General features: G+C 63.9%; 8 protein-coding genes. 5 read left to right on the plus strand and 3 right to left on the minus strand.

What is annotated here, in order from left to right:
• Positions 1 to 29: 29 nt before the first annotated feature.
• On the minus strand, positions 30 to 1,067 hold the full coding sequence (locus ACR9Y2_RS18855; protein WP_435043127.1) for a hypothetical protein: 1,038 nt from the start codon (positions 1,065 to 1,067) through the stop codon (positions 30 to 32).
• 393 nt (positions 1,068 to 1,460) lie between these two features.
• On the opposite strand from ACR9Y2_RS18855, the gene ACR9Y2_RS18860 reads away from it, so the two are divergent.
• From ACR9Y2_RS18860 to ACR9Y2_RS18870, 3 genes are read left to right on the plus strand one after another with little or no spacing between them, the layout of a single operon-like run.
• Positions 1,461 to 2,732, plus strand: a complete 1,272-nt coding sequence (locus ACR9Y2_RS18860) for an efflux RND transporter periplasmic adaptor subunit (protein WP_435043129.1) — start codon at positions 1,461 to 1,463, stop codon at positions 2,730 to 2,732.
• Between the two features lie 6 nt (positions 2,733 to 2,738).
• On the plus strand, positions 2,739 to 5,909 hold the full coding sequence (locus tag ACR9Y2_RS18865) for an efflux RND transporter permease subunit (RefSeq protein WP_435043131.1): 3,171 nt from the start codon (positions 2,739 to 2,741) through the stop codon (positions 5,907 to 5,909).
• The gene (locus tag ACR9Y2_RS18870) at positions 5,906 to 7,315 is read left to right on the plus strand and encodes an efflux transporter outer membrane subunit (protein WP_435043132.1); all 1,410 of its coding nucleotides are present in this window, start codon (positions 5,906 to 5,908) and stop codon (positions 7,313 to 7,315) included. Before ACR9Y2_RS18865 ends, ACR9Y2_RS18870 begins: the two co-directional genes overlap by 4 nt.
• A 4-nt stretch (positions 7,316 to 7,319) precedes the next feature.
• On the opposite strand, the gene ACR9Y2_RS18875 is transcribed toward ACR9Y2_RS18870, so the two are convergent.
• Entirely contained in the window at positions 7,320 to 8,030 is a 711-nt protein-coding gene (locus ACR9Y2_RS18875) for a hypothetical protein (protein WP_435043133.1), read from the minus strand.
• 111 nt (positions 8,031 to 8,141) lie between these two features.
• On the opposite strand from ACR9Y2_RS18875, the gene ACR9Y2_RS18880 reads away from it, so the two are divergent.
• Positions 8,142 to 8,963 (plus strand): hypothetical protein, encoded by an 822-nt coding sequence (locus tag ACR9Y2_RS18880; RefSeq protein WP_435043134.1) that lies wholly within the window; start codon positions 8,142 to 8,144, stop codon positions 8,961 to 8,963.
• A gap of 795 nt (positions 8,964 to 9,758) precedes the next feature.
• Positions 9,759 to 12,050 (plus strand): BACON domain-containing protein, encoded by a 2,292-nt coding sequence (locus ACR9Y2_RS18885; protein ID WP_435043135.1) that lies wholly within the window; start codon positions 9,759 to 9,761, stop codon positions 12,048 to 12,050.
• A gap of 524 nt (positions 12,051 to 12,574) precedes the next feature.
• Here ACR9Y2_RS18885 and ACR9Y2_RS18890 read toward each other — a convergent pair.
• Entirely contained in the window at positions 12,575 to 14,314 is a 1,740-nt protein-coding gene (locus tag ACR9Y2_RS18890) for a M48 family metalloprotease (protein WP_435043136.1), read from the minus strand.
• Positions 14,315 to 14,494 lie beyond the last annotated feature (180 nt).

Raw genomic sequence — 14,494 nt, forward strand, 5'->3', positions numbered from 1 at the left:
CAAGCAACCCGTATCGCCGCCAACCGGTATCAGGGCGTGTATTCGAACCGGTCAACGACAACCTCCCCTTCCGCCGGGTGTTGGGACGCGCTGTTTGGCAAATATAGGGCGATGCGGGCAGACTCCATGCCCGGAGTGGGAATTCCCAGCGTGAACTTGTGTTGGGCCACGGCATGCTGGCCGTTGCCCTTTTTCGAGGTCGTGAAGTCGATCTGCCCAGCCTCCCAGCGGAACGCGTGTGAGAAGTCTCCGGCCTGCAAATTGAACTCGTACAAATTGCTCGCGACCTGGTACGGCTGGACCACAAACCGCGCACTCTGGATGGGAGCGGATGAGCGCCGCCGGATCACCACATCCATCTCACGATTATTCTGTCCGGCGCCGGAATAATCCCACGTAAACATCTCCAGCGTAATCTCGGGCGCCAGCTTGGATAGGTCGCGCACAGAGAACGAGTACGTCCCATAACCCAGGCTCCGCGTCAGTGCGACCTCGGCACATTCAAACCGCTCGCCCCGCTTCCTGATGCGCAGGTGCAGCGCTCCGCTGGGGTCGGTCCAGGCGTTCTCGCCGGAATACGGATTGTTCCGCCCGCCGCGATTGCTGACTGCGGTGCGGATGCGCCATTCATAGCCGCTGAATTGCAGTGTGGGTGATGGGGAAGCGGAGGCGCCCCTGGTGACACCCACCGCCGCCACAAGCCCGCCAACCGCCGGCAGGGTCTGGATGCTCCGCTCCGGCCGATACCCCGCGTCCACCAGCAGCGCGGCATAATCGCTGCCCAGGTGCGTGGCATTGCGCCACTTCAAATTTGGCTGGATCCTCGTGAAGGGAGCTTCCAGCAGCGGTTGCAGCCACCATGCCCCGCTCCTCGAATAAAGGACGATCTTCTGCCCCTCACGCGCGCCCGCTACCTTGCCCTCAATAATGTCGTGCCGGTCGGAACCGTTTATGTCTGCCTGCGGAATGCGCGTGAACTCCACCGTTGGCCGTGGAGCGTCCGGCTTGCTGCGGCAACCCGCGCCCAGTGCGCACGCCGATACCATGATGACCTGACGACGCGTCATTTCTGCCCGCCCTGCCCCCGATCGCTGACATCCCGTGGATCAATTATTGCAGGATTTGACTGTGTTTTACCTGGCCATGCGTCGTGTTTGCCAGGCATGGGCCGCGCCGTAAAGCCGGAGATCCTCAGAGGCGTTGTGGTCCCACAATCACCCCGTCGGGGCACACCCGCCTACCTCGTTTGGGTGTAAGCGCTACAGGGGGAAACGGGTAGCCCCATCTGCCTCGAACGCGGGATGTACCGCCTCGGATCTTCCTGCACACTCGAATTCGAAGAGGGAGACTGGACCGCCGGCAACTTGCCGGCCTGGCCTGAACCCATCGTGGCAAGTGAGAGGGCAGCCCGCCTCTCTAGCCCGCTGATGTCTTGTCGTTTTTGCATGGAGGTGATTTCGATGTGTAGGACCCTGGTTTGGACCCTTGCCATTCTTTTGGCGCTGCTGGCGGCTGGATGCACCAGCAATTCCAACGCCGCCAAATCCACTCCGCCCCTCACCGTGGAAACAGTCCAGGTGCAGCAGCGCGATGTGCCCATCTACGGCGAATGGCTGGGCACCCTCGAAGGCATGGTGAACGCCGACATCAAGGCCCAGGTCTCCGGCTACATTGAGCGCCAAGGCTATAGCGAAGGATCCGTCGTTTCCAAGGGCCAATTGCTGTTCCAGATCGACCCCCGGCCGTTCCAGGCCGTTGTAGACCAGGCGCGCGCTCAACTCGCCCAGGCCAGGGGGCGGCTCTCCCAGGCCAAGGCCCACCTGCTGGAAGCCGAGGCCCAGGTAGGAGTCGCGGAAGCCAACCAGGGCCGGGCGCGCCTCGATGTGGAACGCTATACACCCCTCGCCAAACAACAGGCGATCACCCAGCAGGATCTCGATAACGCGATCCAGAATAATCTGGCCGCCAAAGCCCAGGTGCAGGCCTCCAAGGCGCAGGTGGAAACGGCCAAGTCGCAGATCGAATCCGCTGAGGCGGAAGTGCAGGCCGCCACCGCCGCCGAGGAAACGGCCCGCTTAAACCTCGGCTTCACACACCTGGTCTCTCCCATCGACGGGGTCGCCGGAGCCGCCCTCCAGCAGGTGGGCTCGCTCGTGAGTCCCGCCGCCGGCACCATCACCACCGTCTCCACCCTCGACCCCATCAAATGCTATTTCACCGTCAGCGAGCAGGAATATCTCGACTTCCATCGCCGCTACTCGACACCGGAAACCCTGGCCGAGCGGCGCCGCAATCTCGATCTCCAGTTGATCCTCTCCGACGGCACCCCCTATGAGCATCGCGGACGTTTCTACTTCGCCGATCGCGAGGTGAATGTGCGCACCGGCGCCATCCGCATCGCCGGACTCTTCGATAATCCAGGCAACACCCTGCGACCCGGCCAATACGCCAAGATCCGCTTCACCCCCAGGTCTGTCTCTGGAGCCTTGCTGGTGCCGCAAAGAGCCGTGTCTGAACTCCAGGGCGGCTACCAGGTGGCGGTCGTCGGGGCTCATAACAAGGTGCAGATCCGCGCCGTCAAAGTTGCCGATCGCGTGGGACACGATTGGATCATCAGCGAGGGTGTGAAGCCTGGCGAACAGGTTGTCGTCGAAGGACTGCAAAGACTGCGCAACGACGTAGTCGTCGACCCAAAACCCTACGTTGCCCGGAAATCCGGAGAGGCCAAATAGCCAGCCATGTCAAACTTCTTCATCGACCGGCCTATTGTGGCCATGGTGATAGCTCTGCTGACGGTGATTGTAGGCGTCGTCGTGATCTTCAGCCTCCCCGTCGCGCAGTTTCCGGCGATTGCACCACCCGAAATTCAGATCTCAGCCGTATATGTCGGCGCCGACGCCCAGACCGTGGAACAGGCGGTGGCTACCCCCATCGAACAACAGATGAGCGGCGTCGACAACATGAATTACATGTACTCCGTCAATGCCACTGCCAATGGGCAGATGCGCATGGTGGTCAACTTCGATATCAAGACCGATCCCAATATTGACCTGATCCTCGCCCAGAGCCGCGAAACCCTCGCCGCCTCTCAATTGCCACAGGAAGTGACGAACTACGGCATCACCGTGCAGAAGTCTGTCACCGCGCCCTTGATGCTACTCGCGCTATCCTCCCCCAAGGGCTCCCATGACGAGCGCTTCCTCGCCAACTACGCCTACATCAACCTGAACGATCCACTCACCCGCGTCCCGGGTATCGGCAGCGTCCAGGTGTTCGGCGCCGGCCAATACGCCATGCGACTTTGGGTCAGGCCCGACCGTTTATCCAAGCTCGGCATCACGGTCCCCGAAATCGTCTCCACCATTCAGTCGCAGAACACTGTGAACCCCGCCGGCCAGGTGGGCAGCGAGCCCATCCCGCAGGGACAGGAATACACCTACTCCGTTCGCGCCCAAGGCCGCCTGACCTCGCCTGAAGAGTTTGGCGATATGGTCCTCCGCGCCACGCCTGACGGCGCGGTGGTCCGCGTCCGCGACGTGGCCCGGGTTGAACTCGGCGCCCAGGATTACAGCGTGGCCGGCCGCCTCAACGGCAATCCCAGCGCCGTCATCGCGGTCTATCAGCTGCCCGGATCCAACGCCGTCGATGCCGCGAAAGGTGTCAGGAAATTGATTGAGGAGGCACGGCAGCGCTTCCCCCAGGACGTCGAATGCATCGTCGCGCTGGATACCACGCGCGCCGTATCAGAGGGCATCCGCGAAATCGTCGAGACCCTCCTCATCGCCATCGTCCTCGTCATCCTCGTCGTCTATCTGTTCCTCCAGGGCTGGCGCGCCACTCTCATTCCGCTCCTCGCCGTACCCGTCTCCCTCGTCGGCACCTTCATCTTCTTCCCGCTGTTCGGCTTCTCCATCAACACCCTGTCCATGTTCGCGATGGTGCTCGCCATCGGCCTTGTGGTCGACGACGCCATCGTGGTAGTCGAATCGGTTGAACGCTACATCGAAGAAGGACTCTCCCCTCGCGACGCAGCCCGCAAGGCCATGGCCGAGATCACCGGCCCGGTCATCGGCATCGCGCTCGTTCTCTCCGTCGTCTTCATCCCCACTGCCTTCATCCCCGGCATCACCGGACGCCTCTATCAACAGTTCGCCGTCACCATCGCCGTCTCGGTCATCCTCTCCGCCTTCAACGCCCTCACCCTCAGCCCCGCCCTGGCCGCCCTGCTGCTGAAGCCGAGGACCCACGGCAGTGCCGGCTTCGGCGGCTCGTTCTTCGCCTGGTTCAATCGCGTCTTCGGCCAGGCGACTGAGCGTTATGTTCGCGGCTCCGGCGCCCTCATCCGCAAGAGCGCCTTCTCCATGCTCCTGTTGGGTCTCTGCGCTGTTGGCGGCGGCTTCCTGGGAAGCAGTCTGCCCACCAGCTTCGTCCCGGACGAAGACCAGGGTTACCTCTTCCTCAACATCCAGTTGCCCAACGCCGCCTCTCTGCAACGCACCAACGCCCTGGCCCGCAAAGTGGAAAAGATCATCGCCGCCACCCCCGGAGTCGAATCCACCACCACCGTCGTCGGCTTCAGTCTCCTGAGCTTCGCCCGCACCAGCTACAACGGCTTTGCCTGGATCACCCTCAAGGAATGGAGCAGCCGCCAGGAGCGTGCCCAGCAGATGCAGTCCATCAAACAGCACCTGAATCGCGAACTCGCGAAACTGCCCGAAGGCGTGGCCTTCAGCTTCTCGCCCCCGGCCATCCCGGGCGTGGGTACCTCCGGTGGTTTCACGTTTCTGCTCGAAGACCGCTCCGGCCAGGATGTGGCCTTCCTTGCGTCCAACCTCAACAAGTTCATGACCGCCGCCCGCAAGCGGCCCGAAATCGCCAACCTCACCACCACCTTCCTGCCCAGCGTGCCCCAGCAATTCGTAGTCGTCGATCGCGATAAGGCCATCAAACAAGGTGTCCCCCTCACCGACGTCTACCGCACCATCCAGACCTTCATGGGCGGGCTCTTCGTCAACTACTTCAACCGCTTTGGGCGCCAGTGGCAGGTCTATGTGGAAGCCGAAGGCGAGTACCGCACGCGCCCCGAGAACGTAGGCCAGTTCTACGTGCGCAACACCAGCGGCGAAACCGTCCCGCTCTCCGCCCTCACTCACTTCGAGTCGCGCACCGGACCCGAGTTCACCGTCCGCTTCAACGAGTACCGCGCCGCCCAGCTCAACGGAGCCTCCGCCCCCGGCTACAGCTCCACCCAGGCCATGAAAGCGCTCGAAGAAACCTTCGCCGCAACCATGCCCGCGGAGATGGGCTTCGACTACTCCGGCATGTCCTATCAGGAGAAACGCGCCTCGGAAGGCATCCCCCCCTCCGCGATCTTCGGTTTCTCCCTCCTGTTCGTGTTCCTGATCCTCTCCGCGCTCTACGAGAGCTGGTCCCTACCCTTCAGCGTGCTGCTCACCACCCCGGTGGCCGTCTTCGGCGCCTTTGGCGTACTCTGGGCACGCCGCGCCATCTCCGGCCTCTATCTCCCGCCCTTTCTGGTGCAGATCGAGAACGACGTCTACTCCCAGATCGGGCTGGTCATGCTGATCGGCCTCGCCGCCAAGAACGCCATCCTCATCGTTGAGTTCGCCAACGAGGAACTGGCCAAAGGCCGCTCGCTGGTCGACGCCGCACTCGAAGGCGCGCGCCTCCGCCTGCGCCCCATTCTCATGACCTCCTTCGCCTTCATCCTGGGCAGCGTGCCGCTCTGGACAGCCTCCGGAGCCGGCTCCGTCGCCCGCCAGATCATGGGCACCACCGTCATCGGCGGCATGCTCGCCGCGAGTCTCGTCGGCATCTTCCTCGTCCCCGCCTCCTACGTCGTCGTCAAACGGCTGGCCGGAGCGGAACGGAAAGGAGGTGCGGCATGAAGCACGCACTGCTCGCCCTGGCCCTTCTCACCCTCGCCGGCTGCGCCCTGGGACCGGACTACAAGCGCCCCGACGTTTCCGTGCCCAAAGGCTACCGCATGCCGGAGCCGCAGCCCCCCGACACGGAGGCCGCCTCCCTGGCCGATGCCCCCTGGTTCCAGGTCTTCCAGGACGAACGACTCCAGGGCCTCATCCGCGAAGCCCTGGTCAACAACTACGACCTCCGCGACGCGGTGGCGCGCGTCGATGCCGCTCGTGCCGTCGTCGGCATTACCCGCTCCAACCAGTTCCCCAACGTCGGCGCCTCCGGCTCCATCAACTTCAATCGCCTCTCCCGTACCGGAGCCACCAACCTCCCCCCCTCCGTCCTGCCGGAGCAGAACCGCACCTTCGGCTCCGCCGCGCTCAACCTTCTCTCATTCGAGGTGGACCTGTGGGGCAAGTGGCGGCGCGCCACCGAAGCTGCGCGCGCGGAACTGCTCAGCGCGGAAGAGAACCGCAAGACCGTCGTGACTGTCCTGGTCAGCGATCTCGCCACCGCCTATCTCACCCTCTGCGAACTCGACTATGCCCTCGAGATCTCCCAGCGCACCCTGAAGACCAGACAGGACTCTCTCGAACTCGTTCGCAACAGGCAGAGCGGCGGCGTCGCCACCATGCTGGACCTCCGGCAGGCCGAACAGTTGGTGGAAACCGCGGCGCAGTCCATCCCCGTCCTCCAGCAGCAGATTGAACAGACCGAGAACCGCATCAGCCTGCTGGTCGCGAAGAACCCCGCCGCCGTCGTCCGTGGCCGTGGCTTCAACCAGCAAACCCTGCCCCCCGAAGTGCCCGCCGGACTGCCATCCAGCCTGTTGGAGCGCCGGCCGGACATCCGCGCCGCTGAACAACTCCTGGTCAGTGCCAACGCCCGCATCGGCGTGGCCAGGGCCGCCTACTTCCCGCAGCTCAGCCTCACCGGCCTCCTAGGCGGGCAGAGTACCCAGCTCACCAGCCTCTTCAGCGGACCCAGCGCCGCCTGGAGCCTCGTGCCCCAGCTCAGCCAGCCCATCTTCACCGCCGGCCGCTTGAAGAGCAATGTGAAACTGGCCGAGGCGCAGCGCCAGGGCGCCTTGATCAACTACGAGAAGACCATCCAGGTCGCCTTCACCGAAGTCTCCGACGCCCTCATCGCCCACCGCCGCATGCGCGAAAGCCGCGAACGGCAGCAAGCCCTAGTCAACGCCCTGCAGGATCGCACCCGCCTCGCCTATGTCCGCTACCGCGGCGGAGTCGACACCCAGTTGAACGCCCTCGACGCGGACCGCGACCTCTTCCAGGCCGAACTGGCCCTGGCCGGCATCCGCCTGGACGAGATGCTAACCGTGGTAGACCTCTACAAAGCGCTGGGCGGCGGCTGGAAGTAACTATCTACCCACAGCCCGCCCCAACCCTCCAACCGCCCCCTCCGTGGGTCAGGCCTCGTCCGTGGGGCGAGCCCCCAGGCTTGCGGGCCGGCAATCGTGCCGGCCATCTTCCCTCCATCCATCCTCCCCCCCCACACTGAACCGGAATCTCCCCCACAGGCCCACCCTCATCCCCACCAGCCCAACACCGTAGATCCCATTCCGCCGCCATAGCATCCGCAATACCCTCCAGCAACTGCAGCAGCCCCTCCAACCGCCGCACAAACTCCAGCACGCTCACCCTCTCCTGCCCGCCCAGACCCGCGGAACCGGCAGCGCACTGGAACGCGCCATACTCCGGGTCAATCTCATGCGCTTCGTCAATCGCCGCCCGAAACTCCGCCAGGTTCCTCACACCGTCGCAACAGAACACTGCTTCCCACCGCAGCGTCTTCACAATCTGGCAGACAAACTGGGCCAGCAAGGGCAGGGACCTGGTCTTCTGGATCGACAGGACGTCCGGCCGCACCGACAGAAACGCCCCGCCCTCTCCCAGCACAATCACCTTCAGATGGAGCTCGAGCGCAAGCCGGTACGCCGAAAGCACCGGGCTCAAATCGAACTCGGGGATCGGCCCAGGCTCGTGATCCAGGCCGTCTGCCAGCTTCCGGGCCGCCATCCGGTACGACCGGGCAAAGAGAAAATAGTCATCCTCGGCAAGTTTTCGCCAGTTCATAGTTCCCGTCCCGTGATCAATCCTCCGCGCATCCCCAGCATACCGGGCCCCCGCCTCCACCAGCCCTCCCGAGAACCGCGTAGAATTATCAGATCACCAGGAGGACACGCCATGGGACAGAATCGGTGGCTGCGTAATATTTTCGCGGTTGGGCTGTGGGCGGGCACCCTCGCCAACGGCGCGACCCTCTACCAATACGAAGGTTTCGCCTACCAGCCCGGTTCCAGCATCTTCCTGCAAAACGGCGGCACCGGCTGGTCCGGAGCCTGGGGGACCCCCGGCGGCCTCGACGCCACCATCGCAGCCGCTTCGCTCACCTCCGGCGGCTTGGCGGTGTCCGGCGGCTCACTCTCCACCGCAGGCGCCCAACCACCCAACCAGGGCTCCTCCGTGGCCACCTGGGTTCGCTACCTCGGCACGTCGCAAGGCGCCGACAACACCACCGTCTACTTCAGCTTCCTCCTCCGGCCTGATGCCGGCTTCGGCTACTACGGCGGCCTGAACCTCGGCTCGGTGTTTGCCGGCCTCTCCGGCAACCAGTCTGTCTATGGCTTGGAAGGCCCGGTCAACGACCTCAGCCTGTCCTCCACACCGGTCGTCGCAGGCCAGAGCGTACTCTTCGTCCTCCGGGCCGATTTCCATGCAGGCAACGATACGCTTTCCCTCTTCCTCAACCCCACCCCGGGCCTGCCGGAACCAGCAGTAGCCGATGCAACCAAGACCAACGTGGACGTGGGCGCAATCGACTTTCTGACAATCAACAACTACGGCGGCTTCACGATGGATGAACTCCGCATCGGCTCGACGTTCGACTCCGTCACGCCCACCGCCGTACCCGAACCCGGCTACGCCGCGGGCATCGCCCTGGCGTCCTTCCTCCTGGCCTGGTCGCATCGCAAACGCCGCCTCGGTACACCGTTGGCGCAACGCTAATCCGCCGCGCCCATCGGGTCTTGCCGTGCCGCTGCCGAGCCGTATCCAAACGAAAGCCCCCAGTCCCCTCTTCCGTGGGGCAAGCCCCCAGGCTTGCGGGCCGGCAATCGTGCCGGCCATCTTCCAGAGCCCTGCAACCCCTCCTACCCCACTCCCATAACTTCAATATTTACCAATAAGTATGAATTTCCCAATAAGGCGAACCCCCAACCAGCCCCCAGAAAGATCTACCGGTCCCGGAAGATTCAGTACCGGTAATTTCCACTGACCCTCTTTAACGCCATTCCCCCAACTGTTCAGAAATCCAACACACAATGCCATCGCCCTCCGCCTCTTTGGGCCGCATCCACGCCCCATCCACCCCGTTCTCAAAATGGCCACTCACGTGCACTTTATTCGCTTCGGATGTTGGTGGATAAAAGGGTACTAAAATATCAAGTTGAGTCGCTCACCAGCTGCTCCTCGCCCCTCTTCCCCCCACAGAACCGCCATTTCGCCCATCCGCGCATCGGTTCTATCCACTCCAACCGGAGCCACCCTCCCCCGACCAGTAACAAATCTTCAACCGAACCTGTCACCAAAACAGAAAAACTGACTCTTCTGTTGAACAATCGCAGGATTCGAATTAAGGCAGACTCGGCCGCCGTCCCAAAGTTGGGTGTGAGGACCCGGCCGAGTCAGCAGGCGCATGGATTAATCGATAGAAAAACGTAAAGATTGCGAAAAACGCAACATCCCCTGAAGTGAAGTAAAACTCTACATCGAGGTACTATGAAACACTGGCGGCATGCCCGAATGCCCCTTGCCCTGGGTGTGGCCCTGTGCGCCACATTGGCAAGCCCGGCCCGGATGCTCGCGGACGAAGGCTCAAACGTAACGGTAGCCCCTTCTTCCCTGAGCTTCTCTTCCACCTCCGGCGGTTCCGCACCCCCGGCGCAGTTCGTCGACCTGAACGCGTCCTCAGGCAGCAGGTCCACCATCTCTGTCTCCACCAGCAGCGGAGGAAACTGGCTCAGTGTCACCCCCTCCGGATCCCTCACCGGCAAACAGCGTCTCCGCGTCTCGGTGACCCCCGGCAGCCTCCAATCCGGCGAATACAAAGGCTCCGTCCGCATCGCAACCCGTCAGACCACCGTAAAGGTGGAAGTCAGCCTCGCCGTCGCGCGCGCCAGCGGCTCCACCCTCTCCGCCAACCCCTCCTCGCTCACCTTCTCCGCGACCGTCGGCGGCTCCACCCCAGCGCCCCGCGAACTGACCGTCAGCGCCTCCAGCCAGACGAGCTTCACCGCCAGGGTCACCACCCAGAATGGCGGCTCCGCCTGGCTCACCCTCTCACCGTCCGGCAGCCTCACCACCAATCGCACCCTCGCCGTCGCCGTCCGTCTGTCCGGCCTCGCCGCCGGAACTTACACTGGAGCCGTCGCCCTCTCCTCGGCCCGCGGCAACCTCACTATCCCCGTGACCCTCAAACTCGCACCCGGCGGTTCCAGCGGAGGCGGCGGAACTCTCACCTCCTACACCCTCGTCGGCTGGAACGACCTCGGCATGCATTGCCAGGACGGCCAGGACTACAGCGTCTTCGCCGTACTCCCTCCTTACAACACCATCCACGCCCATCTCATCTCCAAGGCCAACGGCCTGGTCACCAACAATGTCGGCTACACCCTCACCTACGAGGCCGTCAAAGACCCTCTCACCAGCACGCTCAACACTACCTCTACGGCCAAGACCAACTTCTGGAAGTACGCCGCCGCTCTCGGCTTCGGCTCGCTCGCGCCGGATATGGGCCTCAAGGGCTTCAAGATGCCCGGAGCGGCCAACACCCCCCAGGCCATGGCCTTCAGCACCGCCGACAACACCTGGGTGGCCGAAGGCATCCCCATCATGCCCTACGCCGATGCGCCCGCCGCGCCCTACCCCGTCAACTACTTCCCCATGATGCGCCTGACGGCCAAAGACGCCACCGGCATCGTCCTGGCCACCACCGACATCGTCCTGCCTACCTCCGATGAGATGGACTGTGCTTCCTGTCATGCCTCCAACACCGGCACCGCCGCGGCCCGGCCCGCCGCCGGCTGGATCAACCGTTCGGACGCAGCCAAGGACGTCAAGCTGAACATCCTCCGCAAGCACGACGATCGTTTCAAGAGCCTGCCGCTCTTCCAGACCGCGGCCGCCAAAGTCGGCTACAACCCCGCCGGCCTCGAAGCCACCGTGCCGGCCACCCCCATCCTCTGCTACAACTGCCACGCCTCCAACGCCCTGGCAAAGGACGGCATCGCCGGCATCAAGCCCATGACCACGGCCATGCACGGCATGCACGCCTCCGTCACCGATCCGGCCACCAGCCAGACGCTCGACAGCAACACCTCGCGCCAGTCCTGCTACCGCTGCCACCCCGGACCCCAGACCGAATGCCTCCGCGGAGCCATGGGCAGCCTCAAAACCGCCTCCGGCGGCAATGCCATCGAGTGCCAGAACTGCCACGGCGCCATGAGCAATGTAGCCATGCCCACCCGCACCAACTGGCTCGATCAGCCCAACTGCCAGAGCTGCCACACCGGCACGGCCACCTCCAACGCCGGCCAGATCGTCTACAACTCCGTCTTCTCCAGCGGTACGAATCTCCGCGTCGTCACGGACCAGACCTTCGCCACCAACCCCAACACCCCCCTGGCCGCGACCTCGCTCTACCGCTTCTCCTCCGGCCACGGCGGCTTGCAGTGCGAGGCCTGCCACGGCTCCACCCACGCCGAGTACACCTCGCCCATCGTCAACGACAACGTCCAGAGCAACGCCCTGCAAGGCCACTCCGGCACGCTGGCCGAATGCTCCACCTGCCACAGCACCACACCCAACACCGTCACTGGTGGACCCCACGGTCTCCACCCCATAGGCGCCTCCTGGGTCAACCGGCACGAAGACGCCGCCCGCAACCGCGCCGCCTGTCAGGCCTGCCACGGCACCGACTACCGTGGAACCATCCTGTCCAAGATGCAAGCCGACCGGACCATGGCCGGCCGAACCTTCACCAAGGGCACCGTCATCGGCTGCTACAGCTGCCACAACGGCCCCAGCGGCGACTGATCGAACCCCAAGGGGGCGCGGCCCAACCGGCCCGCCCCCTCTCCTCTCCACCCGGCACAGACCCAAATCACCAGCCCGCCGCCCCCGCATCAGTGCGCCGCTGCAGCCATCAGACTTCAGCCAACCGAGACCATCCACAGCAAAGCCAAACGCTCACTGCCCAGTGTTGTCAACCGGACAGTCCAAGCGCACCCCTCGTCCGTGGGGTAGGCCACCAGATTGTGGGGCGGCATTTATGCTGCGCGGAGCTTCAGCTCCGCCGCGTCAGTCCCTGGGAAATCAACCCTCATGCCCTCGCGACCTGAAGCCCCAGAGCCAACACCACTCACCGGGCCCCACGATCTCTACCGGCAACTCGTATATCCCGTGGAACCGCAAAATCAAGGACTGTCGCGATCAACAATGACCCCAGGACACGAGTTCGGCCTCCCAAAGAATGAACCCAAGCTCGCACACACGCCCACAGCATCGCTGGCCATCCGGGGCGGCTTCCGCACCTCCCCCCTGTCCGGTGAACCGCTGCTTCAGGAGCGTGGCCGGGACATGCCGCCCGGTATCTTGGCGCGGCCTTGCTTCTTCCTGATCTTTCGGATGCGCTTTTCCAGATCTTGCCCCAGCACGCTTACCGTGTCGCTGGTCGGGCCCTGCCCAAATACAAGGATGTGAGCGAAAATGCGGCCGCTACGCGCATCGGCGAACGAGATTTGGAGCGCAGCCGCACCGTCCGAGCCCAGCCTCATCGTCTTGCCAAGAGCCTCGCTGCGTCCTCGAAGGAAGACGATCGTGTCGGCAGCCGCCGCACAGGGCAGCACGGCAACCGCATCGTCGATCGTGAATTGCCCTTTCTCCACATCCTTCGAGTGCTTTTCAAGGTCGTCTGCGAGCAGGTTGTACTCTTCGCGAACCGTCCGCAACTCCGCGGCCGTTGACTGGAAAGGGACAATCTCTACCCCCTCCTGACTCAGTTTCCCTCCGACTAACTTCTCCAGCCGCTCCTGCCAGGCCTTGGTCTCTTTCGACAACGCCTCGGCGTCGTCTACCCAGGAGCGCTTGACCTGGACATCGGCCGGCACCACGCAGGCTCGCTTCAGTGTCGCTGCTGCGGTGTGTGCGGAGGGGGCCAGCATCGCAAGGCGGTGTTCGATCCGGGAGCGTTCCATCGCGTCGGTGGGCGCGCCATCGAGATAGCGCCGGTACTCCGCGGCCGCCTCCTCCGGGTGGTTCTCCTTCTCCAACAGGAGCCCCAATCCAAGGTGCGCGTCCGCCAGCGCCGGCGCATGGTCGACAATCAAACGGTAGATCGGTTCGGCCTCCTCGTACTCTTTCTCGGCCAGCAGGGCGTGTGCCAACAGAAGCTGGTAGCGCGGCTCTTGCGGGGCCCATGCCACAAGTCTCCGGGCCTGCGTCAGGGCGGCTCGCGGATTCCTGCCGGCCGTCTCGGTGCGGATGTTCACCGTGATCGCGGATTCCGCGTGGGCCAGGTAGTCGTCCCCAGGTCCGCGAGAGGCCCCAGGGACGGACAACTGGGCGGCGGATTCGCTCAGTGCTTGGGCCCGCGCCAAAAGCCTGGAGCGCGATTGATACCGGAACCGGCTCTGCCCTGCGGCGGCTCCGTCCGCCAACAGGTGAAGCGCTCGCGGGAGGGCCAGCGGGTCATAACCTGCGCCATGCATCCGCTGCAAGGCGTCCAGGCCGGCTTCCTGTGCCCGCCTTTCGCCATAACCGGAAACCAACGCGGCCTGCATCCCGGGACCCCCGTTTAGGCGCGCCATGAGGCTGTTCGCGATCAGAATGGAACCGGGCAGCGGTGCGACCGCTAGGCTCTGGAGCATAGTCTTCTTGCGAAAGGATCTCAAGAAGAAGTAGGTCTGCCGCAGCGCGATCTCGGCGATCCCCTGGGCCATCACGCCGGCAAGCTGCTCCTCATTCTCCAGCAGGGCCAGCATTCCGGTGGTGATGTAGATCGAGCCATTGGGCAGCGCGAGTATATTCGGTGTCGGATCTCGCAGCGCGGCAAAGCGGAAGGTCACGTTCTCAAGTGGAGGCTGCTGCCCGGTCAACGCCGTCCCCATCCGGGTGAGCCACTCCCCCACCCGGCGGTCCTCCAGCACCGCGCCCTCTGCCCGAAAGGTCTCCTCGACGAATCGGGTCTCCTCGAGCACCTCGCGCTCGACTCTTCCGAACCGGAAGGAAGCGGCGTCCTTATCGGCCCGGCAGAGTGGCGACATCACTGCGAGAAATAGCAGAATTTCGAACCTTATCATCCTCTGGAGATCTTATCAATATTGCGCGATCGAAAGCGCGATTCCCGTGGATTCCGAACCGATGCCGATCGCCATTCCAAGGGAATGCCGATGGCCGCTCTGGACGAATGCCGGTCCCCGGCGGCGAGGCTCGGAGCGGCAGTCGTGCCGGCCCACTTCTCGTAGGATTCAGCGAGCCGC

It is taken from the genome of Paludibaculum fermentans (assembly GCF_051172195.1).
GTDB lineage: Bacteria > Acidobacteriota > Terriglobia > Bryobacterales > Bryobacteraceae > Paludibaculum > Paludibaculum fermentans_A.